At 70.4% G+C, this 20314-nt stretch carries 16 protein-coding genes; 5 read left to right on the plus strand and 11 right to left on the minus strand.

The features are described 5' to 3' along the window. Positions 1–124: 124 nt before the first annotated feature. Positions 125–2263 carry an excinuclease ABC subunit UvrC gene (gene uvrC, locus JOD49_RS01845; protein WP_205305730.1) on the minus strand — a complete coding sequence of 713 codons (2139 nt, stop codon included), beginning with the start codon at positions 2261–2263 and terminating at the stop codon, positions 125–127. Positions 2264–2366: 103 nt separating this feature from the next. On the opposite strand from uvrC, the gene JOD49_RS01850 reads away from it, so the two are divergent. Beyond that, positions 2367–2852, plus strand: a complete 486-nt coding sequence (locus tag JOD49_RS01850; protein ID WP_205305731.1) for an OsmC family protein — start codon at positions 2367–2369, stop codon at positions 2850–2852. 124 nt (positions 2853–2976) lie between these two features. On the opposite strand, the gene uvrA is transcribed toward JOD49_RS01850, so the two are convergent. Beyond that, the gene (gene uvrA / locus JOD49_RS01855) at positions 2977–6003 is read right to left on the minus strand and encodes an excinuclease ABC subunit UvrA (protein WP_205305732.1); all 3027 of its coding nucleotides are present in this window, start codon (positions 6001–6003) and stop codon (positions 2977–2979) included. Positions 6004–6228: 225 nt separating this feature from the next. On the opposite strand from uvrA, the gene JOD49_RS01860 reads away from it, so the two are divergent. Together JOD49_RS01860 and JOD49_RS01865 are read left to right on the plus strand one after the other, a co-directional pair. Continuing rightward, positions 6229–6936 (plus strand): MBL fold metallo-hydrolase, encoded by a 708-nt coding sequence (locus JOD49_RS01860; protein WP_307822314.1) that lies wholly within the window; start codon positions 6229–6231, stop codon positions 6934–6936. 91 nt (positions 6937–7027) lie between these two features. After that, positions 7028–7327 (plus strand): YciI family protein, encoded by a 300-nt coding sequence (locus JOD49_RS01865; RefSeq protein ID WP_205305733.1) that lies wholly within the window; start codon positions 7028–7030, stop codon positions 7325–7327. 122 nt (positions 7328–7449) lie between these two features. On the opposite strand, the gene JOD49_RS01870 is transcribed toward JOD49_RS01865, so the two are convergent. From JOD49_RS01870 to uvrB, 4 genes are all read right to left on the minus strand, one after another. Next, on the minus strand, positions 7450–8463 hold the full coding sequence (locus JOD49_RS01870) for a TerC family protein (RefSeq protein ID WP_205305734.1): 1014 nt from the start codon (positions 8461–8463) through the stop codon (positions 7450–7452). Then, the gene (locus JOD49_RS01875; protein WP_205305735.1) at positions 8463–9461 is read right to left on the minus strand and encodes a TerC family protein; all 999 of its coding nucleotides are present in this window, start codon (positions 9459–9461) and stop codon (positions 8463–8465) included. The genes JOD49_RS01870 and JOD49_RS01875 overlap by 1 nt, the downstream gene beginning before the upstream one ends. A gap of 294 nt (positions 9462–9755) precedes the next feature. Continuing rightward, positions 9756–10178, minus strand: coding sequence for a VOC family protein (locus JOD49_RS01880; RefSeq protein WP_205305736.1), 423 nt, complete (start codon positions 10176–10178; stop codon positions 9756–9758). 61 nt (positions 10179–10239) lie between these two features. After that, positions 10240–12339, minus strand: a complete 2100-nt coding sequence (gene uvrB / locus JOD49_RS01885; protein WP_205305737.1) for an excinuclease ABC subunit UvrB — start codon at positions 12337–12339, stop codon at positions 10240–10242. Positions 12340–12593: 254 nt separating this feature from the next. On the opposite strand from uvrB, the gene JOD49_RS01890 reads away from it, so the two are divergent. Beyond that, complete coding sequence (locus tag JOD49_RS01890) at positions 12594–13976, plus strand: choice-of-anchor A family protein (protein WP_205305738.1); 1383 nt, start codon at positions 12594–12596, stop codon at positions 13974–13976. 112 nt (positions 13977–14088) lie between these two features. Here the strand turns inward: JOD49_RS01890 and pcp are convergent, their stop codons facing one another. From pcp to JOD49_RS01905, 3 genes are read right to left on the minus strand one after another with little or no spacing between them, the layout of a single operon-like run. After that, entirely contained in the window at positions 14089–14751 is a 663-nt protein-coding gene (pcp, locus tag JOD49_RS01895) for a pyroglutamyl-peptidase I (RefSeq protein ID WP_205305739.1), read from the minus strand. After that, positions 14748–15365: a dephospho-CoA kinase gene (coaE, locus tag JOD49_RS01900; protein ID WP_205305740.1), complete on the minus strand. Its 618-nt coding sequence runs from the start codon at positions 15363–15365 to the stop codon at positions 14748–14750. The genes pcp and coaE overlap by 4 nt, the downstream gene beginning before the upstream one ends. Positions 15366–15381: 16 nt before the next feature. Continuing rightward, on the minus strand, positions 15382–15867 hold the full coding sequence (locus tag JOD49_RS01905; protein WP_307822315.1) for a MarR family winged helix-turn-helix transcriptional regulator: 486 nt from the start codon (positions 15865–15867) through the stop codon (positions 15382–15384). A gap of 155 nt (positions 15868–16022) precedes the next feature. Here JOD49_RS01905 and JOD49_RS01910 point away from each other — a divergent pair, with 155 nt between their 5' ends. Further along, positions 16023–17942 carry an ABC transporter ATP-binding protein gene (locus JOD49_RS01910; protein ID WP_205308734.1) on the plus strand — a complete coding sequence of 640 codons (1920 nt, stop codon included), beginning with the start codon at positions 16023–16025 and terminating at the stop codon, positions 17940–17942. Positions 17943–17952: 10 nt separating this feature from the next. On the opposite strand, the gene JOD49_RS01915 is transcribed toward JOD49_RS01910, so the two are convergent. Together JOD49_RS01915 and rpsA are read right to left on the minus strand one after the other, a co-directional pair. After that, positions 17953–18552, minus strand: coding sequence for an NUDIX domain-containing protein (locus JOD49_RS01915; protein ID WP_205305742.1), 600 nt, complete (start codon positions 18550–18552; stop codon positions 17953–17955). Positions 18553–18698: 146 nt separating this feature from the next. Continuing rightward, positions 18699–20171: a 30S ribosomal protein S1 gene (rpsA, locus tag JOD49_RS01920; protein ID WP_205305743.1), complete on the minus strand. Its 1473-nt coding sequence runs from the start codon at positions 20169–20171 to the stop codon at positions 18699–18701. Positions 20172–20314 lie beyond the last annotated feature (143 nt).

A 20314-nucleotide genomic window follows, 5' to 3' on the forward strand; every position in this document is an offset into this window, starting at 1 on the left:
CCGGGCAGGGCCCTCTCGGTGCGTGTCCCGGGCGTGTCCGGCCCAGCACCCCTGGCCCCCTGCCCGACGGCGCCGCGCACCCCGGGCGCGGCCGTCACCGGCCACGCACGTGCGCTGGGAACGGTCATGCCTGGGCAGCCCCCTCGGGCGTCCCGGGTGCGGGCACGGCCGCCTCGGGAGAGGTGCTCGGCGCCCCTTCCTCGGTCGCGTCGGGCTCGGCACCGGCCCCTGTGCCACCCGTGCCTCGCGCTGTCCCCGGACCCAGCGCGGCCACGACGGCGGCCGCGGTCGCGGCGCCCATGCCGGGGACCGTCGCGATCTCTTCCGCGGACGCGGCACGCAACCGCTTGAGCGACCCGAAGTGGGTCAGGAGCGCCTTCTTGCGGGCGGGCCCGAGGCCCGGGACGTCGTCGAGGACCGAGACGGTCATGGCCTTGCCGCGCTTCTTGCGGTGGTAGGAGATCGCGAACCGGTGGGCCTCGTCCCGGACCCGCTGGAGCAGGTACAGCCCCTCGGAGCTGCGCTGCAGGATCACCGGGTAGTCCTCCCCCGGCAACCAGACCTCCTCGAGCCGCTTCGCGAGCCCGCAGAGCGCGACGTCGTCGATCCCGAGCTCCGCGAGGGCCCGGGCGGCTGCCGCGACCTGGGGAGGCCCGCCGTCGACCACGACGAGGTTGGGCGGGTAGGCGAAACGGGCGGCGCGGCCTGCAGGGGCGTCCGCGCCCACCTCGCCCGAGCGCGGCACGTAGCCCGCGGCGACGGCGTCCGTGTCGCGGGCGGTGTCGTCGTCGGCCCCCAGGTCCATCTCGACGTCCGTGGCCTGGGACCGGTCCGCGAGGTACCGCTTGAACCGACGCGTGATGACCTCGTGCATGGCCGCGGTGTCGTCGCGCGCCCCCAGGCCCTCGGGTCCACGGATCGCGAAGTGGCGGTACTCGCTCTTGCGGGCGAGCCCGTCCTCGAACACGACCATCGACGCGACCTGGTGGGTCCCCTGCGTCGTCGACACGTCGTAGCACTCGATGCGCAGCGGCGCGGTCTCCAGGCCGAGCGCCTCCTGGATCTCGCGCAGCGCCTGGCTGCGGGTCGTGAGATCGCCCGCACGCCTCGTGCGGTGCAGCGCGAGGGCGTGCTCGGCGTTCTTGTGCACCGTCGCGGCCAGCTCGCGCTTGTCGCCGCGCTGCGGCACCCGGACGTCGACCTTGGCGCCGCGCAGGCCCGTGAGCCAGGCCACGACCTGGTCGGTGTCGGGCGGCAGGACGGGCACGAGCACCTCGCGCGGGACGACGCTCGACGAGGGGGTCGAGGAGTCGCCGAGCGCCTCGTCGACCGAGCCGTAGACCTGCTGCAGGAGGTGCTCGACGAGCTCGGCGTCGGTCACGTCCTCGACCTTCTCGACGATCCAGCCGCGCTGCCCGCGGATGCGTCCCCCACGCACGTGGAAGACCTGCACCGCGGCCTCGAGCTCGTCACCCGCGAGCGCGAAGATGTCGGCGTCCGTGGCGTCGCCCAGGACGACCGCGTTCTTCTCCATGGCGCGCTCGAGCGCGAGGATGTCGTCGCGCAACCGGGCCGCCTGCTCGTACTCCATGGCTGCCGCGGCTTCCTTCATCTTGGCCTCGACCCGGCGGATGAACTTCGCGGTGTCCCCCGCCATGAAGTCGCAGAAGTCCTCCGCGAGCGCATGGTGGTCCTCGGGCGTGATGCGTCCCACGCAGGGGGCGGAGCACTTGTCGATGTAGCCGAGCAGGCAGGGCCGACCGGTCTGCTGGGCGCGCTTGAACACGCCCGCGGAGCACGTGCGGACCGGGAAGACCCGTAGCAGCAGGTCGAGCGTCTCGCGGATGGCCCACGCGTGCCCGTAGGGGCCGAAGTAGCGGGTCCCGGGGCGCTTGGCGCCACGCATGACCTGCGCACGCGGGAACTGCTCCCCCAGGGTCACGGCGAGATAGGGGTAGGACTTGTCGTCGCGGTACTTGACGTTGAAGCGCGGGTCGAACTCCTTGATCCACGAGTACTCGAGCGCGAGGGCCTCGACCTCGGTGCCCACGACCGTCCACTCGACCGAGGCGGCCGTGGTGACCATGGTCTGGGTGCGGTAGTGGAGGTTCGTGAGGTCCTGGAAGTAGCTGCCGAGGCGGGCCCGCAGGTTCTTCGCCTTGCCGACGTAGATGACGCGACCGTGCTCGTCACGGAAGCGGTACACGCCCGGTGACGTGGGGATCTCCCCCGGTGCGGGGCGGTACGAGGACGGATCAGCCATGCTCGCCAGCCTAGGACAGTGCACCCACACGTCGACCCGCGACGGACCTGCGACACGTGATGCCGGTCACACACCGGAGCCCGGTCACCGCTAGGGTGACGGCATGGGCGCCCTTCACTCGTACGCCGCGACCGTCCGCTGGACCGGCGCAGGCGAGACCGGAACCACCACATACACCGCGTACAGCCGCGACCACGACGTCGACCTCGCCGGCCGACCGACGCTCCTCGGCTCGGCCGACCCGGCGTTCCGCGGCGACCCGAGCCGCTACAGCCCCGAGGAGCTGTTCGTCGCGAGCCTCTCGCAGTGCCACATGCTGTGGTTCCTGCACCTCGCGTCGGCTGCGGGGATCGTCGTCCGCGACTACACGGACGAGGTGACCGGCACCATGCGGGTCGAGTCCGCCGGGGCGGGCCAGTTCACGGACGTCACGCTGCACCCGCACGTGGTGGTCGACGACGGTCCCGGGGTCACCGAGTCCGCCGTCGTCGAGATCCACCGGCGAGCGCACGACCACTGCTTCCTCGCACGCTCCGTGAACTTCCCGGTCCTCCTGGAGCCCGCACCGTTGCGCACCCACGCGGCCTGAGGCGACGCCGGGTGCCCCCGGGCACGCACCGGCGTCGCACAGCGTCCGGGGACTCTTCGCTGCACGACGCCGACGTCGAGTGGGCGAGACGGCGGGCCACCGCTCGTCGACGCGAGGGGTGCCCTCAGTCGTCCGCGGCCGGAGCCTTCTTCGGGTCGACCGCTGAAGTGACCGACGAGGCGCTCTCCTTCGCCGCAGCCGTCGTGGACGACTTGCGCGCAGCGGTCTTGCGCGGAGCCTTTGCCGGCGCCTTGCCCGTCCCGGCCTTGGCAGCGGGTGACTTCTTGGGCAGGGGCGCGACCGGGATGGGGTCACCCGTGAGGACCTCGGCGAGGAACCGACCCGTGTGGCTCTCGGGAACCGCGGCCACCTGCTCGGGCGTGCCCTCGGCGACGACCCTGCCGCCGCCCGAGCCGCCCTCCGGGCCCATGTCGATGACCCAGTCGGCGTTCTTGATGACGTCGAGGTTGTGCTCGATCACGAGCACCGAGTTGCCCTTGTCGACGAGCGACTGGAGCACCGCGAGCAGCTTGCGGATGTCCTCGAAGTGCAGGCCCGTCGTGGGCTCGTCCAGCACGTAGATGGTCCGGCCCGTCGAGCGCTTCTGCAGCTCGCTCGCGAGCTTGACGCGCTGGGCCTCGCCTCCCGAGAGCGTGGGCGCGGGCTGCCCCAGGCGCACGTACCCGAGACCGACCTCGGAGAGGGTCTTGAGGTGCCGCGAGATCGTGGGGACCGCGGCGAAGAACTCCGAGGCCTCCTCGATGGGCATGTCGAGCACGTCCGCGACGGTCTTGCCCTTGAAGTGCACCTCGAGCGTCTCGCGGTTGTAGCGCGCACCGTGGCAGACCTCGCACGGCACGTAGACGTCGGGCAGGAAGTTCATCTCGATCTTGATGGTGCCGTCGCCCGAGCACGCCTCGCAGCGGCCACCCTTGACGTTGAACGAGAAGCGGCCGGGCGTGTAGCCGCGGACCTTGGCCTCGCTCGTCTCGGCGAAGAGCTTGCGCACGTGGTCCCACACCCCGGTGTAGGTCGCGGGGTTGGACCGCGGGGTGCGCCCGATGGGCCCCTGGTCGACGTGAACCACCTTGTCGAGGTTCTCGAGCCCCGTGATGCGGCGGTGACGACCCGCGACCTGGCGTGCGCCGTTGAGCTCGTTGGCGAGCACGGTGTAGAGGATCGAGTTGACCAGCGTGGACTTGCCCGACCCCGAGACCCCGGTGACCGCGGTCAGCGTGCCGAGCGGGAAGCTCACGTCGATGCCCTCGAGATTGTGCTCGCGCGCGCCGATGACGGTGATCCGCCGGTCCTTGTCGACGGGGCGACGGGCGGCGGGCAGCGGGATGCTGCGGCGCCCCGAGAGGTAGGCGCCCGTGACGGACTCGGGGGCCTCCAGGAGGCCCGCGTAGTCGCCCGAGTGGATCACGCGTCCGCCGTGCTCGCCCGCGCCCGGACCGATGTCGACGATCCAGTCCGCTGCCCGGATGGTGTCCTCGTCGTGCTCGACGACGATGAGCGTGTTCCCGAGGTCCCGCAGCCGGGTCAGGGTGTCGATGAGCCGGCGGTTGTCCCGCTGGTGCAGTCCGATGCTGGGCTCGTCGAGGACGTAGAGCACACCGACGAGTCCCGAGCCGATCTGCGTCGCGAGCCGGATGCGCTGCGCCTCCCCACCCGAGAGGGTCCCCGCGGGACGCTCGAGGGACAGGTAGTCCAGGCCGACGTCGAGCAGGAAGCCCAGGCGGGCGTCGATCTCCTTGAGGACCTCGGTCGCGATGGCCTTCTGGCGGGTGCCGAGCTCGAGCGAGCCGAGGAACGCCGCGGCCTCGCGCAGCGGGAGCCGGCAGACCTCGGCGATCGACTTGTCGCCCACCTTGACCGCCAGGACCTCGGGCTTGAGGCGCGTGCCCTGGCACACCGGGCACGGCGTCTCGCGCATGTACGCCTCGTACTTCTCCTTGGACCACTCCGACTCGGTCTCACCGTGACGGCGCTCCAGGAAGGTCACGACGCCCTCGAAACCGGTCGAGTACTGGCGCTCACGACCCCAGCGGTTCTTGTAGCGGACGTGGACCTCGTGGTTCTGCCCGTAGAGCACGGCCTGCTGCGCGCGCTGGGGCAGCGCACGCCACGGCACGTCCATCGAGAAGCCCAGGTCCGAGGCCAGGGCCGTCAGGACGCGGTTGAAGTACTCCGAGGAGATCTGCGCCCACGGCGCGACCGCTCCCTCGGCGAGGGACTTCTCGTCGTCCGGGACGACGAGATCCGGGTCGACCTCGAGGCGGAAGCCGATGCCCGTGCACTCGGGGCACGCGCCGTAGGGGGCGTTGAACGAGAAGGTGCGGGGCTCGATCTCGTCGAGCGTGAGCTCGTGGTCGTTGGGGCACGCGCGCTTCTCCGAGAAGCGTCGCTCGCGCTGCGGGTCGTCCGCGTCGGCGTCGACGAGCTCGACCACGACGAGCCCGCCGGCGAGGCCGAGGGCCGTCTCCACGGAGTCCGTGAGCCTGCGCTGGACGCCCTCGCGCGAGACGAGGCGGTCGATCACGACCTCGATGTCGTGCTTGAGCTTCTTCTCGAGCGCGGGCGGGTCCGTGAGCTGGACGACCTCGCCGTCGACCCGCGCACGCGCGAAGCCCTTGGACTGGAGCTCCTTGAAGAGCTCGCTGTACTCGCCCTTGCGACCGCGCACCACAGGAGCGAGGACCTGGTAGCGCGTGCCCTCGGGCAGCTCGAGCAGGCGGTCGACGATCTGCTGCGGGGTCTGGGCCTGGACCTTCTCGCCGCAGACCGGGCAGTGCTGGGTCCCGGCCCGCGCGAAGAGCAGACGGAGGTAGTCGTAGACCTCGGTGATGGTGCCCACGGTCGAGCGCGGGTTGCGGTTGGTCGACTTCTGGTCGATCGAGACCGCGGGCGACAGACCCTCGATGAAGTCGACGTCCGGCTTGTCCATCTGCCCGAGGAACTGGCGGGCGTACGCGGACAGCGACTCGACGTAGCGGCGCTGCCCCTCGGCGAAGATCGTGTCGAACGCGAGGGAGGACTTTCCGGACCCCGAGAGGCCTGTGAAGACGATGAGCTGGTCCCTCGGCAGGTCGAGGTCGACGTTGCGGAGGTTGTGCTCCCGGGCACCAGCGATGACAAGGCGGTTGCTCACCGAAGCATCGTAAGCCTCGCCCCTGACATTCGCACACCTGTTCGACCGTCGCCCGTGGGACGGACTGTTGCCCGGTTCCCGGCACGGCTCGCCGCCGGCCCCCTGACCTGCTCCTGGACGGCGCCTCGGGTCCGTCACCGGCGTGCCAGACTCGGCACGAGAGGCTCGTCACACCGGCGGCCGAGCGTCCGCGAGGACGCCACCCAGCACAGCGAGGAGATCGGCGTGGCATACACCGGAGACGTCACGGCCGGGGGGCCGAGCGACCTGCGGGTCCTCGACGAGGTCGAGGTCCGCAAGCTCGCCGTCGGCCCTGCCGAGAACAACGCCTACCTCCTCACCTGCCGCGGGAGCGGCGCCCAGCTCCTCGTCGACGCGGCCGCCGAGCCCGACCGGCTCCTCGAGCTCGTCCGGGAGGGCTCCCCGACCACCCGCCTCGACCTCGTGCTCACCACGCACCGGCACCTCGACCACGTCGGGGCGCTCGCGTCGATCGGCGCGGCCACCGGCGCGCAGCTCGCGGCCGGTGCTCCCGACGCGGACGCCATCGCCGAGGCGACCGGAGCGACCATCACGCGCTCCCTGCACGACGGCGACACCCTCGTCCTCGGCCACCTCACGTTCGAGGTGGTCGCCCTGCGTGGTCACACCCCCGGGTCGGTCACGCTCGTCTACCGCGAGCCCGAGCACGCGAGCGCACCGGGCGCCGTGCCCGGCCGCGCCCACCTGTTCACCGGGGACTCGCTCTTCCCCGGTGGCGTCGGGAGCACGTCGAACGACCCGGACCGTTTCGCCCTGCTCCACGCGGACGTCACGACCAGGCTCTTCGACCGGTTCGACGACGCCACCTGGGTGTACCCGGGCCACGGGGCCGACACGACGCTCGGGGCGGAACGACCCCACCTCGACGAGTGGCGCGAGCGCGGCTGGTAGCGGTCGTCGTCCGCGCCGCCCCCACCGGCCGCCCCGGAGCCGTGCGCGGACCCTCTGCGGGACCCCCGCCGGATGGTGCTTCAATGTCGCCATGCCGATCTTCGCCGTGACCTACACCTACGCCGACAAGCCCGCCGTCCTGGACGAGTTCCGCCCCGAGCACCGCGCCTTCCTGCGCGGCCTGCTCGACGAGGGCACGCTGCTCGCCTCCGGACCCCTCGCCCAGGACGCGGCGAACCCTGCCGGCGCCCTCCTGCTCGTCGACGCACCGGACGAGGCGTCGGCCGCGCGGACGCTCGACGCCGACCCGTTCGCCCGGGAGGGCGTCATCACGCGTCGGACCGTCCGACCGTGGGCGCCCGTGATCGGACCGTGGGCGGACCGCGCCTGACCCCTGGCCGAGCCCGCGACGCACGCCGTCCGACCAGGTCCGAGAACGCACGAACGGCCCGTCTCCCCGGAGGGAGACGGGCCGTTCGTCGCGCGGAGCGAGCACCGCCCGCCGCGAGCGACCTACGAGGCCGCGTCGACGTCGTCGGGCAGGGACTCGTCCTTCTGCTGACCGCGCGTGCGCAGCAGGCTCGCCACGGTCGTGACCCCGAGCGCACCCAGGATGACCACGAGCGAGAGCCAGACCGGGACCGTCGGGACGGCCTCGATGTGCTGCCCTCCGTTGATGAACGGCAGCGTGTTCTCGTGCAGGGCCTCGAGGATCAGCTTGATCCCGATGAACCCCAGGATGACCGCCAGCCCGATCGGCAGGTACACGAGCCGCTCGAGCAGACCACCCAGCAGGAAGTACAGCTGGCGCAGCCCCATGAGCGCGAACACGTTCGTCGTGAAGACGATGAACGGGTCGTGCGTGAGCCCGAAGATCGCCGGGATCGAGTCGAACGCGAACAGCAGGTCCGTGCTGCCGATCGCGAGGAACACGATCAGCATGGGCGTGAAGAGCCGCTTGCCGTCGACCACTGTCCGCAGCTTGCCGCCGTCGTACGTCGGCGACAGCGGCAGGACCCGGCGCAACGACCGGATCAGCCGGTTCTCCTGGTACTCCTCGGGCTCGTCCCCGCCGGCGACGAGCTTGATCGCGGTGTAGATCAGGAAGGCCCCGAAGAGGTAGAAGACCCACACGAACTGGGCGATGATCGCGGCCCCCGCGAGGATGAACGCCCCTCGCAGCACGAGTGCCACGATGATCCCCACCATGAGCACCTTCTGCTGGTGCTCCCGCGGCACGGCGAACCTCGTCATGATGATGACGAACACGAAGAGGTTGTCGACCGACAGGCTGTACTCGGTGAGCCAGCCCGCGTAGAACTCGACCGCGGGAGCACTGCCGCCCACCAGGGCGACGAGGCCGCCGAACACCAGCGCCAGGGCGACGTAGAACGCCACCCACAGGCCGCTCTCCTTCATCGACGGCACGTGCGGCCGACGGCCCACGACCACCAGGTCGACGAGCAGGAGGACGACGAGGGCCGTCAGGGACGCCGCCTCGAACCAGAACGGCAGCTCGTGCTGCATCAGTAGGTTTCCTTCTCCAGACGACGACGGTCGCTCTTGTCCTTGGCGAGGCTCGCGATCGTCGTGATGGCCAGCGTGACCAGGATGAAGCTGAGCGAGAGGGCCGTCGAGATCTCCGGGATGACCGTGACGTGCTCACCGCCGTTGATGAACGGGATCTCGTTCTTGTGCAGCGCGTGGATGAGGAGCTTGATCCCGATGAAGCCGAGGATCGCGGCCAGGCCCCAGGCGAGGTACACCAGGCGGTCGAGCAGGCCGTCGATCAGGAAGTAGAGCTGGCGCAGGCCGAGCAGCGAGAACGCGTTGGCCGCGAAGACGAGGAACGTCTCCTGCGTGAGACCGAAGATCGCGGGGATCGAGTCGACCGCGAACAGCAGGTCGGCGCTGCCGATGGCGATCATCACGATGAGCATCGGCGTGATGTAGCGCTTGCCGTCGATCTTCGTGAACATCTTGTCCTCGACGTACGCGTCCGTCGTCGGGAAGAAGCGACGCGTGAGGCGCAGGACGCCGTTCTCCTTGTACTCCTCGTCCTCGTGCTCCCGCGCGCTCTTGACCTGCGTGTAGGCGGTGTAGATGAGGAAGGCCCCGAAGATGTAGAAGACCCAGCTGAAGTTCTCGATCAGCGCGGCACCCAGGAAGATGAAGATCGTGCGCAGGACCAGGGCGATCGTGATACCGATCAGCAGGACCTTCTGCTGGTACAGCCTGGGCACCCGGAAGCTCGTCATGATGAGGACGAACACGAAGAGGTTGTCGACCGACAGGCTCTTCTCGGTGATGTACCCGGCGAAGTACTCACCGCCGTAGACCGAGCCGAAATACGCCCAGATCCCGACCCCGAAGAGGATCGCGATGCCGACGTAGCCGGCGGACCACCACGACGCTTCCTTGAGCGTGGGGGCGTGCGGGGTGCGGACGTGGCCCACGAAGTCGAAGGCCAGCATCGCGAGGATCATGCCGATCGTCGCGACCCACATCCAGACAGGAACATCCATCACACATACCTCCGGTACGTAGTGTCGAGTACCGAAGGTCTCTTCCGCCCTCGCGGTCACCGATCGACCCGGAGGCGATCGCGAGAGGTGACCGAGCAGGACCGGTGACACCGGGCCGACGACTGCGCCGACCGTGATGACGACATCACCGTTTCTGGGAATACTCCCCTTCAACTGGGCAAGCATAGGGCATGGCACGAGCCGCCTGCCCGACCCTTCCACAACCGCGGCGTGCCGTGGATCCTTCCCGGGGGCCCCTCCGGGCCCTCTCCCCGCGCCGTCCCCTCACGTCCCTCACTGCACGCAGAACTCGTTGCCCTCCGGGTCCTGCAGGACGATCCAGAACTCTCCGTTCTCGTCCATCTCCTGGAGCACGGACGCCCCGAGCGAGACGAGGTGCGCCGCGTGCGACCGGACGTTGCCCACCCGCTCGGCCCCGTCCCCCTCGACCCCCACGTCGATGTGCATGCGGTTCTTGGCGGTCTTCGGCTCGGGGACCTGCTGGATGAAGATCCGTGGCCCCGCACCGTCCGGGTCCACCACCGCATAGAACGCGTTGTAGCGGTCCGGGCTCATGCCCCAGGCCGCCATCGCAGCCTCCCAGTCGGCGAACCCCTCCGGCGGCGGCTGCTCGACGTAGCCCAACGCCTCGCACCAGAACGCCCCCAGACCCCGCGGGTCCGCTGCGTCGAACGTGATCTGGACCGTGCGTGCCATGGCATCCCTCGTTCTGTCGCGATCGCCGGGCCGGCGGCACCTGCCCGGGCGGGTCCACTGCTCAGGCAGTGGCCGACTGCATCTGCCGCAGCTCCTTCTTGAGCCCGGAGATCTCGTCGCGCAGGCGCGCCGCGAGCTCGAACTGGAGCTCGGCCGCTGCCGCGTGCATCTGGTCGCTGAGCTCCTGGATGAGGTCCGCGAGCTCGCCCGCCGCGACCCCCGCCAGACGGTTTGCGGTCGTCGCCCCCTCCTTGGGACCACCGGGGACCGGGGCCCGCCCCTTGCCCGGCTGACGATAGCCCCCCGCGAGAAGCTCCTGCGTGTCGATGTCCTCGCGCGCGAGCATGTCCGTCACGTCGGCGATCTTCTTGCGCAGGGGCGTGGGGTCCACGCCGTGCTCGAGGTTGTACGCGACCTGCTTCTCCCGGCGCCTGGTCGTCTCCTCGATCGCCTGGGCCATGGCCGGGGTGATCTTGTCGGCGTACATGTGGACCTGGCCCGACACGTTGCGCGCCGCACGCCCGATCGTCTGGATGAGGGACGTGCCCGAGCGGAGGAAGCCCTCCTTGTCGGCGTCGAGGATCGCGACCAGCGAGACCTCCGGCAGGTCGAGCCCCTCGCGGAGCAGGTTGATGCCCACCAGGACGTCGTACTCACCCAGGCGCAGCTCGCGCAGGAGCTCGACGCGCCGCAGCGTGTCCACCTCGGAGTGCAGGTACCGCACGCGCACGTCCCGCTCCAGGAAGTAGTCCGTGAGGTCCTCGGACATCTTCTTGGTCAGGGTCGTGACCAGCACGCGCTCGTTGCGCTCGACCCTCTCGCGGATCTCGTGCAGCAGGTCGTCGATCTGCCCCGAGGTCGGCTTGACGACGATCTCCGGGTCGACCAGACCGGTGGGCCGGATGATCTGCTCGACGACGCCGTCCGACATCGAGAGCTCGTACTTGCCCGGGGTCGCCGAGAGATAGACCGTCTGCCCGATCCGCTCGACGAACTCCTCCCAGCGCAACGGCCGGTTGTCCATGGCGCTGGGCAGGCGAAAACCGTGGTCGACCAGGTTGCGCTTGCGCGACATGTCCCCCTCGAACATCGCCCCGATCTGCGGGACCGTGACGTGGGACTCGTCGATCACGAGGAGGAAGTCCTCGGGGAAGTAGTCGAGGAGGGTGTGCGGGGCGGTGCCCGGCTCACGCCCGTCGATGTGCCGCGAGTAGTTCTCGATCCCCGAGCACGACCCGATCTGGCGCATCATCTCGATGTCGTAGGTGGTCCGCATGCGCAGCCGCTGCGCCTCGAGGAGCTTGTTCTGACGCTCGAGCTCCGCGAGCCGCTGCTCGAGCTCGGACTCGATCGAGGTGATCGCGCGCTCCATGCGCTCAGGGCCCGCGACGTAGTGCGTCGCGGGGAAGAGGTTGACGCTCGTCTCCGAACGCACGACGTCCCCCGTGAGCGGGTGGAGCAGGTGGATCGCCTCGATCTCGTCCCCGAAGAACTCGATCCGGATCGCGAGCTCCTCGTAGACCGGGATGATCTCGACCGTGTCTCCGCGCACGCGGAACGTCCCCCGCGTGAAGGCCAGGTCGTTGCGCGTGTACTGCATCGTGACGAACTGGCGGAGCAGCACGTCACGCTCGACCTGGTCACCGACGTCGAGGCGGACCATGCGGTCCACGTACTCCTGCGGCGTCCCGAGTCCGTAGATGCACGACACCGAGGCGACCACCACGACGTCGCGGCGCGTCAGGAGCGAGGACGTCGCGGAGTGGCGCAGGCGCTCGACCTCGTCGTTGATCGACGAGTCCTTCTCGATGTAGGTGTCCGTCTGCGCGATGTAGGCCTCGGGCTGGTAGTAGTCGTAGTAGGACACGAAGTACTCGACCGCGTTGTTGGGGAGCAGCTCGCGGAACTCCGTGGCCAGCTGAGCCGCCAGCGTCTTGTTGGGCGCCATGACCAGCGTGGGGCGTTGCAGCTCCTCGATGAGCCAGGCCGTCGTCGCGGACTTCCCGGTGCCCGTCGCGCCGAGCAGCACCACGTCCTTCTCCCCCGCCCTCAGCCGCTGCGAGAGCTCGGCGATCGCGGTGGGCTGGTCACCGGACGGCGTGTAGTCGGAGATGACCTCGAACGGGGCGACGGTGCGCTGAAGATCGGTGACGGGACGCATGGTTCCACGGTACGGCGAACCACCGACATCGGACCCTCGGACGGCCGCTAGACCACGCCGGGCGATCACGCGAGCCGAACGGTGAGATTCACCCGGTCGACGATTTGGCGTGTCGCGACGGGGACCCCTACTGTCGCCGTAATCCTCGCGCATCCGTTGATATCCCCTGAAAAACCAGAAGTCGGGGTCATCACGCGTCACGGGTTAGTACACAGACCTTACTTTCGGCCTCGACCCCCACCTCGGAGACATAGATGTTCTTCAGCTCGACGCGCAGTACCTCTCAGCGCACCCTTCTCGGCACGCTCACCACCGCAGCCCTCACCGTGGGCCTGGTGGGCCTGGGCGCAGCACCCGCCCTGGCCACGACGCCGCTGCCGACCACGGCGCTGGGGAACTCGTGCCCCGACTTCTCGGGTGGGCTCACGAACACGCCGCTCTTCACCGACAAGGGTGTCGCGATCTTCGTCGGCGGGGACTACACGGCGCTGGGCGGCGCCAAGGAGTCCGAGGGCGTCCTGGTCTCCCAGGGCTCCGTGACCATCGACACCGGCGACCTGATGAACCTCGGGGTCGTCGGGGCCGGTTCGCAGTTCACGCCCGCGAGCGGCAGCGACATGGTCCTGGCCGCAGGCGCCGTCACGGTCAAGTCCGGACGCGTCGAGGTCGCGCACCGCCTCGACAAGGGCGGCAACGTCGTCGCAGGCGGCGCCATCGAGGGGACCATCGAGCTCAACGGCGGCAAGAAGACCCCGCACTCGTCCGTGCCGGCCCCGCAGGCCAAGGCGCTGCGCGCCGAGCTCGGCAAGGTCTCCGCCGACCTCGCGGACAAGCCTGCGACCGGCAGCCTCGCGGGCAGCACCCTGCGAGGCGACGGTTCGTCGGCGGTGCAGGTCTTCGACATCTCTGCGGAGCAGGTGGCGAGCCTCGGTGGGGCGGTCACGTTCGAGAACGTGGGCGCCACCGCGCCGATCGTCGTCAACGTCTCGGGCAAGGCACCGGACCTCTCGCTCAACTACATCGCCGCGGGAAGCGACCGGATCGACGCCGGTGCCGCCCTCGGCAAGTGGGCCCCCCGCATCCTGTGGAACTTCCCCGACGCCACGCACCTCACCATGACGAGCAGCAGCCAGACGGTCGGCTCGATCCTGGCACCGCAGGCCGACGTCGCCCAGAAGACCCACACCAACGGCCGGCTGTACATCGGCGGTGACCTCACGTTCGGCGGCGCGGGCGCCAGCGGCGGCCTCGAGCACCACAACTTCCCGTGGATCGGGTCGGCGACGCTCGGGTGCGAGGTGCCTCCGGCGACCGTGAACCCGCCGGTCACGGAGACGCCCACGCCCCTCACGCCCGGGACGACCCCGCCGGTCACCGAGGTGCCCGGCGCGCAGGTGCCGCCGGTCACCACGCCGCAGGTCCCCGTCGACAAGGCCACCCCGGTCGCGGCCCCCAAGCCCGCACCGAGCGCCACCGCGCCGGCCACGCCCCAGGCCGCTCGGCCGGCCCCCGCGCCGGAGGAGGGCGGTCTCGCGGCCACCGGTGCGCAGACCGCGATGATCGTCGCGATCGCGGCAGCCCTCCTCGCGGGCGGCACCTGGCTCGTCCTGGCGGCACGCAGGCGCGCCGCGCGCTGACGCCACCCGAGGAACGACCGACGGCCGAGGCCCCCAGGGACGACTCCCCGGGGGCCTCGGCCGTCGGTCGTGCAGCTCCGGTCCTCGCGCCCCGGCATCGGCGACGTGCCGATCAGTGCTCGGCGCCCGCCGGGACCGGCCGGGCCGCATCGGCTCCGAGCCTGCCGTCGAGATCCGAAAGGGCCGTCTCCACGACGACCCGCATCGCCCGGACGAGGGCCGCGAGCGACAGGGACCCGCCGTCGGGCGCGGGAGCCCCCGGCTCGCTCACCGCGGGCACGTGCACGAACCCGGCCCGCACGTCGTCCTGGCCGTGCGCCCAGCGCGCGAGGTCGTAGAACGTCGCGTTGCACACGTACGTCCCCGCGGTGCTCGACACCGCCACGGGAACACCGGCCTCACGCACCGCGACCAGCGCCGGCTTGAGCGGCAGGGTCGTGAAATAGGCCGCCGGCCCGTCCTCGACCACGGGCACGTCGACGGGCGCGGAGCCCGCGTTGTCGGGGATACGAGCGTCGATCACGTTGATCGCCACACGTTCGAGGCGGACCGCGGCCGTCCCGCCCGCGAGACCGACGGCCACCACGACCCGGGGCCGGTGCTCCTCGATGGCCGAGCGCAGCACGGGCCACGCGCCGGCGAACGTGCACGGCAGCTCGACCGCGACGAGCGGTTCGGCTCCGTCCCACACGTCCCGCAGCGCACTGACGGCCCGCCACGAGGCGTTGGTCGCAGCGCCGTCGAACGGCTCGAAGCCCGAGAGCAGGACCGTCACACCAGCTCCTCGGCGGTCTCGCGCTCGATGCGCTCCCACAGAGCGTCGACCTCGGCGCGCAGCGCGTCGGGCGAGCCGCTGCCGTCGAGCGTCACGTCGGCGACCGCGAGCCGCTCGTCATCGGTGGCCTGTGCGGCGATCCGGGCCCGGGCCTCGTCCTCGCTCAGGCCGCGTGAGGCCACCAGGCGCTGCAGGCGCACGTCCTCGGGGGCCACGACCACCGCGACGAGGTGGAACGACTCGGACTGACCGGTCTCGACGAGCAGCGGGATGTCGTGCACGACGACGGCGCGCGGGTCTCGCGCGGCGACGAGGGCCTCGCGCTCGGCCGACAGGCGACGGACCTCGGGGTGGACGATCCCGTTGAGCCGGCGGCGCGCCTCGTCGTCACCGAACACGACGGTCCCGAGCCGCGCCCGGTCGAGCGACCCGTCGGGCGCGAGGACATCGTCCCCGAAGACCTCGACGATCTCCTCGAGGCCCACGGTGCCGGGCGCGACGGCCTCCCGCGCCAGCACGTCGGCGTCGATGACGCAGGCCCCGAGCTCGGCGAACCGATCCAGGGCCACGGACTTTCCTGCTGCGATCCCGCCGGTCAGACCTACGCGAAACATGGGTCCATCCTGCCAGTCATGCCCCGTGCGCACGCTCCGGGGCAGTGCGGGCCTCTCCCGAGGCGGTGCCGCCCTCCCCCGCCACCGTGCGCAGCAGGCGCAACAGCTCGTGCCGGTCGCCCTCTCCGAGCCGGGACAGGAGGGTCCCTGCGCTCGTCTCGCGCTCGGCGGCGACCGCGGCGAGCGTGCGTCGTCCGTCCTCGGTCAGCTCGACGAGGGTCGCGCGACGGTCCGTGGGGTCGGGCAGCCTGCGCACGAGGCCGGCGGCCTCGGCGTCGTCGACCTTGGAGGTGACCGACCGGGGAGCGACGTCCAGGATGCCGGCGAGCGCGCTGGGGCGCTGGGGTCCCTCGCAGCGGTCGAGCGCACGCAGCATCCGGAACTGGCCGGGCGTGGTCCGTGCGCGCCCGAGCCGCTCCCCCGCCTCGCGACGGACCGCGCGCATCGCGGCGTGCAGGAGGGTGAGGAACTCGGCGTTCTCGGCGTCGAAGTCTGTCGTCACAGGCACGAGGATAGTCGCCACCAGGACTCTTGTGAACCAACTCATGGTGAGGTAGGCTCACTACCGGCGTCGAGGCACTTCCTCCGCCGCCCTCCCCCTCCGACCCCCCAGGAGGCCTCGTGTCCTTCCCCTCGTCCTTCGGTGGCGGCTCCGGCATGCGCACCTTCCGCCAGGACTCCTCCGTGGCCAAGCAGCGGCTCCGCCGCGGCACCGTCCGGCGCATCCTCGCCTTCGCGCGCCCCTACAAGGCGCAGCTCGCGGTGTTCCTCGTGCTCATCGCGCTCAACGCCGCGGCAGGTGCCGTGACCCCGCTGCTGTTCAAGTCCCTCATCGACGACGGCATCACTGCCGGTCGCGTCGACGTGGTCGTCGAGATCTCGCTCGTCGTGGCCGGCATCGCGCTCGCGTCCGGCCTGCTGAGCATCGGCGAACGCTGGTTCTCCGCCCGCGTCGGCGAGGGACTCATCTTCGACCTGCGCACCGCGGTCTTCGACCACGTGCAGCGCATGCCGCTCGCGTTCTTCAGCCGCACCCGCACCGGGGCGCTCGTCCAGCGACTCAACGGCGACGTGCTGGGCGCACAGCAGGCCTTCACCTCGACGCTCTCCAACGTCTTCTCGAACCTGCTCACCGTCGTGTTCGTCCTCGCCGCGATGCTCTCGATGTCCTGGGAGCTCACGCTCATCGCGCTCGCGCTGCTCCCCGTGTTCGTGCTGCCCGCGCGCTGGGTGGGCCGCAGGCTCGCGGGCATCACGCGCGAGAGCTACACCCTCAACGCCGATGCCGCCCAGATGATGAACGAGCGCTTCAACGTCGCGGGCGCCCACCTGGTCAAGATCTTCGGACGGCCCGAGCGGGAGTCCACGACGTTCGCCGAGCAGGCCGGGCGCGTACGCGACATCGGCGTGACCTCGGCCATGTACGCGACCGTGTTCCGCGTCGCCCTCACGACGGTCGCCTCGGTCGCCGTCGCGATCGTCTACGGGCTGGGTGGCGTCATGGCCATCCGCGGCACGCTCACCGTCGGCGTCGTCGTCGCCCTCACGGCCTACCTCGCCCGCCTGTACGGGCCGCTCACCGCGCTGTCCAACGTCCAGGTGGACGTCATGACCGCCCTCGTGAGCTTCGAGCGCGTCCTGGAGGTCCTCGACCTCGAGCCGTCCGTCACGGACGCCCCGGACGCCCGCGACCTGTCCGACGACGTCGCTCGCCACGGCGCGACCCTCACCCTGGAACACGTCACCTTCCGCTACCCCGGCGCCGCCGACGTCTCGCTCGCGTCGCTCGAGGCCGTGGCCACGGTGAGCTCCGACCCGACGAGCGACACGCTCTCCGACGTCTCGTTCGCGGTCCCCGCAGGCGCGATGGTCGCGATCGTCGGCCCCTCGGGTGCCGGCAAGACCACGATCTCCCAGCTCGTCACCCGGATGTACGACCCCACGGACGGCGCGGTCCGGATCGCCGGTCGCGACCTGCGCGAGGTCACCCAGCGCTCGCTCCAGGACACCGTCGGCGTCGTCTCCCAGGAGGCGCACCTGTTCCACGACACCATCGCGGGCAACCTGCGCTACGCCAAGCCGGACGCGACGGACACCGAGCTGTGGACCGCGCTGCGCCAGGCGCACGTCGCCGAGCTCGTCGAGTCCCTCCCGGCAGGGCTCGAGACCGTGGTCGGCGACCGCGGCTACCGCCTCTCGGGCGGCGAACGCCAGCGGCTCGCGATCGCGCGCCTGTTCCTCAAGGCGCCGGCCCTCGTCGTGCTCGACGAGGCGACCGCCCATCTCGACTCCGAGTCGGAGGCCGCCGTCCAGCTCGCGCTCGACGCCGCTCTCGACGGCAGGACGTCCCTCGTCATCGCGCACCGACTGTCCACGATCCGCCAGGCCGACATGATCGTCGTGCTCGACCAGGGACGCGTCGTGGCGACCGGTACCCACGCCGACCTCCTGGTCGACGGCGGTCTCTACGCCGAGCTCTACCGGACGCAGTTCGCGACCGGGGACGCGGCGGACCAGGCGACCGCGGGCGACGAGGACCTCACGACGCGTGACGACGAGGAGAGCCTGGCGGTCTGACCGGGGCGGGTCAGGCGAACCGGCCCAGCCACAGCCCCGCGAGGGCGAGGGCCGCGATCGTCTCCCCGTCACGGATGGTCCCCGCCGAGATCATCGCCAGCACCTCCGCGAACGGCACGGCCTCGACACGCGAGATCCCCTCCTCGACCTGGCTGGCCGAGCGACCCCCCACCGTCCCCGCGGAGTGCGGTGCGTCGCTCCCGCCGGTCCCCCGCAGGCTCGGCGCCCCCGTCAGCCCGCGCGCCACGAACACGTGCTCGGGGGCCTTCGCGACCCCGTTGAGAGCGTCCATGCCACCGACCCGCACCCACTCCCGAGCACGGAGCCCCGTCTCCTCGAGAAGTTCTCGCTGGGCCGCGACGAGCGGGTCCTCACCGTCGCTCGCCCCGGCGGGGACCTCGATCGAGAGCGCACCGGTGGCGTAGCGGTGCTGCGTCACGAGCACGACCTCGTCGGCGTCCGTGAGTGCCACGACGAAGACCGCGGGCCATCGCAGCTCGACGACCCCGTAGATGCCCGGGGCGCCGTCGGGACGGATCACGCGGTCCTCCCGCACCCTGATCCAGGAGTTCTCGTAGGCGGTGCGGGTGCTCTCGGTGGTCCACGGCATCGTCACAGCCTAGGGGCACCTCCGGCCCGACGCGGGCGTCCACGACGTCGACTCCGAGGTGCCGACCCCGGGCACGACGAAGGCCCGCCACCCGAAGGTGGCGGGCCTCGTCATGACATCACCCCGGCCGCGAGGCCAGGAGGAGATCAGTTACCGGTGAGCTTCTCGCGCAGAGCGGCGAGCGCCTCGTCCGAAGCCAGCGTGCCGGCAGCCTCTTCCTGGACCGGGGTCGAGGAGTAGGTGGCAGCGGAGCTGGCGGAGGACTCGCCCGAGGTCACGGCCTCGTCGTCGGCCTTGAGAGCCTCGGCGACCTGCTTGCGGTGCGCCTCCCAGCGCTCGTGAGCCTTCGCGTACTGCGACTCCCACGTCTCGCGCTGCGACTCGAAGCCCTCGAGCCACTCGTTGGTCTCGGGGTCGAAGCCCTCGGGGTACTTGTAGTTCCCCTGCTCGTCGTACTCGGCAGCCATGCCGTACAGCGCGGGGTCGAAGTCGTCCGACTCCGGGTCCACGCCCTCGTTGGCCTGCTTGAGCGAGAGCGAGATGCGGCGACGCTCGAGGTCGATGTCGATGACCTTGACGAAGACCTCGTCACCGACGTTGACGACCTGCTCAGGCAGCTCGACGTGACGCACGGCCAGCTCGGAGATGTGCACGAGGCCCTCGATGCCGTCCTCGACGCGCACGAACGCACCGAACGGAACCAGCTTGGTGACCTTGCCCGGCACGACCTGACCGATGGCGTGCGTACGAGCGAAGGTCTGCCACGGGTCCTCCTGCGTCGCCTTCAGCGACAGGGAGACACGCTCGCGGTCGAAGTCGACGTCCAGGACCTCGACCGTGACCTCCTGGCCCACCTCGACGACCTCGGAGGGGTGGTCGATGTGCTTCCAGGACAGCTCCGAGACGTGCACCAGACCGTCGACGCCGCCGAGGTCCACGAACGCACCGAAGTTGACGATCGAGGAGACGACACCGGGGCGCACCTGGCCCTTCTGCAGGGTCTGCAGGAAGGTCGAGCGAACCTCGGACTGCGTCTGCTCGAGCCACGCACGACGCGACAGGACGACGTTGTTGCGGTTCTTGTCGAGCTCGATGATCTTCGCCTCGATCTCCTTGCCGACGTACGGCTGGAGGTCGCGGACGCGGCGCATCTCCACCAGCGATGCGGGCAGGAAGCCGCGCAGGCCGATGTCGAGGATGAGGCCGCCCTTGACGACCTCGATGACGGTGCCGGTGACGACGCCGTCCTCTTCCTTGATCTTCTCGATCGTGCCCCAGGCACGCTCGTACTGAGCGCGCTTCTTGGAGAGGATCAGGCGACCTTCCTTGTCCTCCTTCTGGAGGACGAGGGCCTCGACTGCGTCACCGACCTTGACGACGTCCCCGGGGTCCACGTCGTGCTTGATGGACAGCTCGCGGGAGGGGATGACGCCTTCGGTCTTGTAGCCGATGTCGAGGAGAACCTCGTCACGGTCGACCTTGACGATCGTGCCTTCGACGATGTCACCGTCATTGAAGTACTTGATGGTGGCGTCGATGGCGGCAAGGAAGTCCTCTTCGGTGCCGATGTCGTTGATGGCAACCTGAGGTGCGGACTTCGCGGGGGTGGAGATGGTCATTGAGTTCGATGCTCCGATGCGGACAGGAAGTAGTTCGGATAGGGATGCTGCTGTGGTGGTCGCCACCGGTGACCTCCGCTCCGAGCACGGAACGGCCCCACCACGACGAGAACGACGGACGCGTCACGTCTCAGGCAGGAGGT

The sequence above is a fragment of the Oerskovia jenensis genome (genome assembly GCF_016907235.1).
Taxonomy (GTDB): domain Bacteria; phylum Actinomycetota; class Actinomycetes; order Actinomycetales; family Cellulomonadaceae; genus Oerskovia; species Oerskovia jenensis.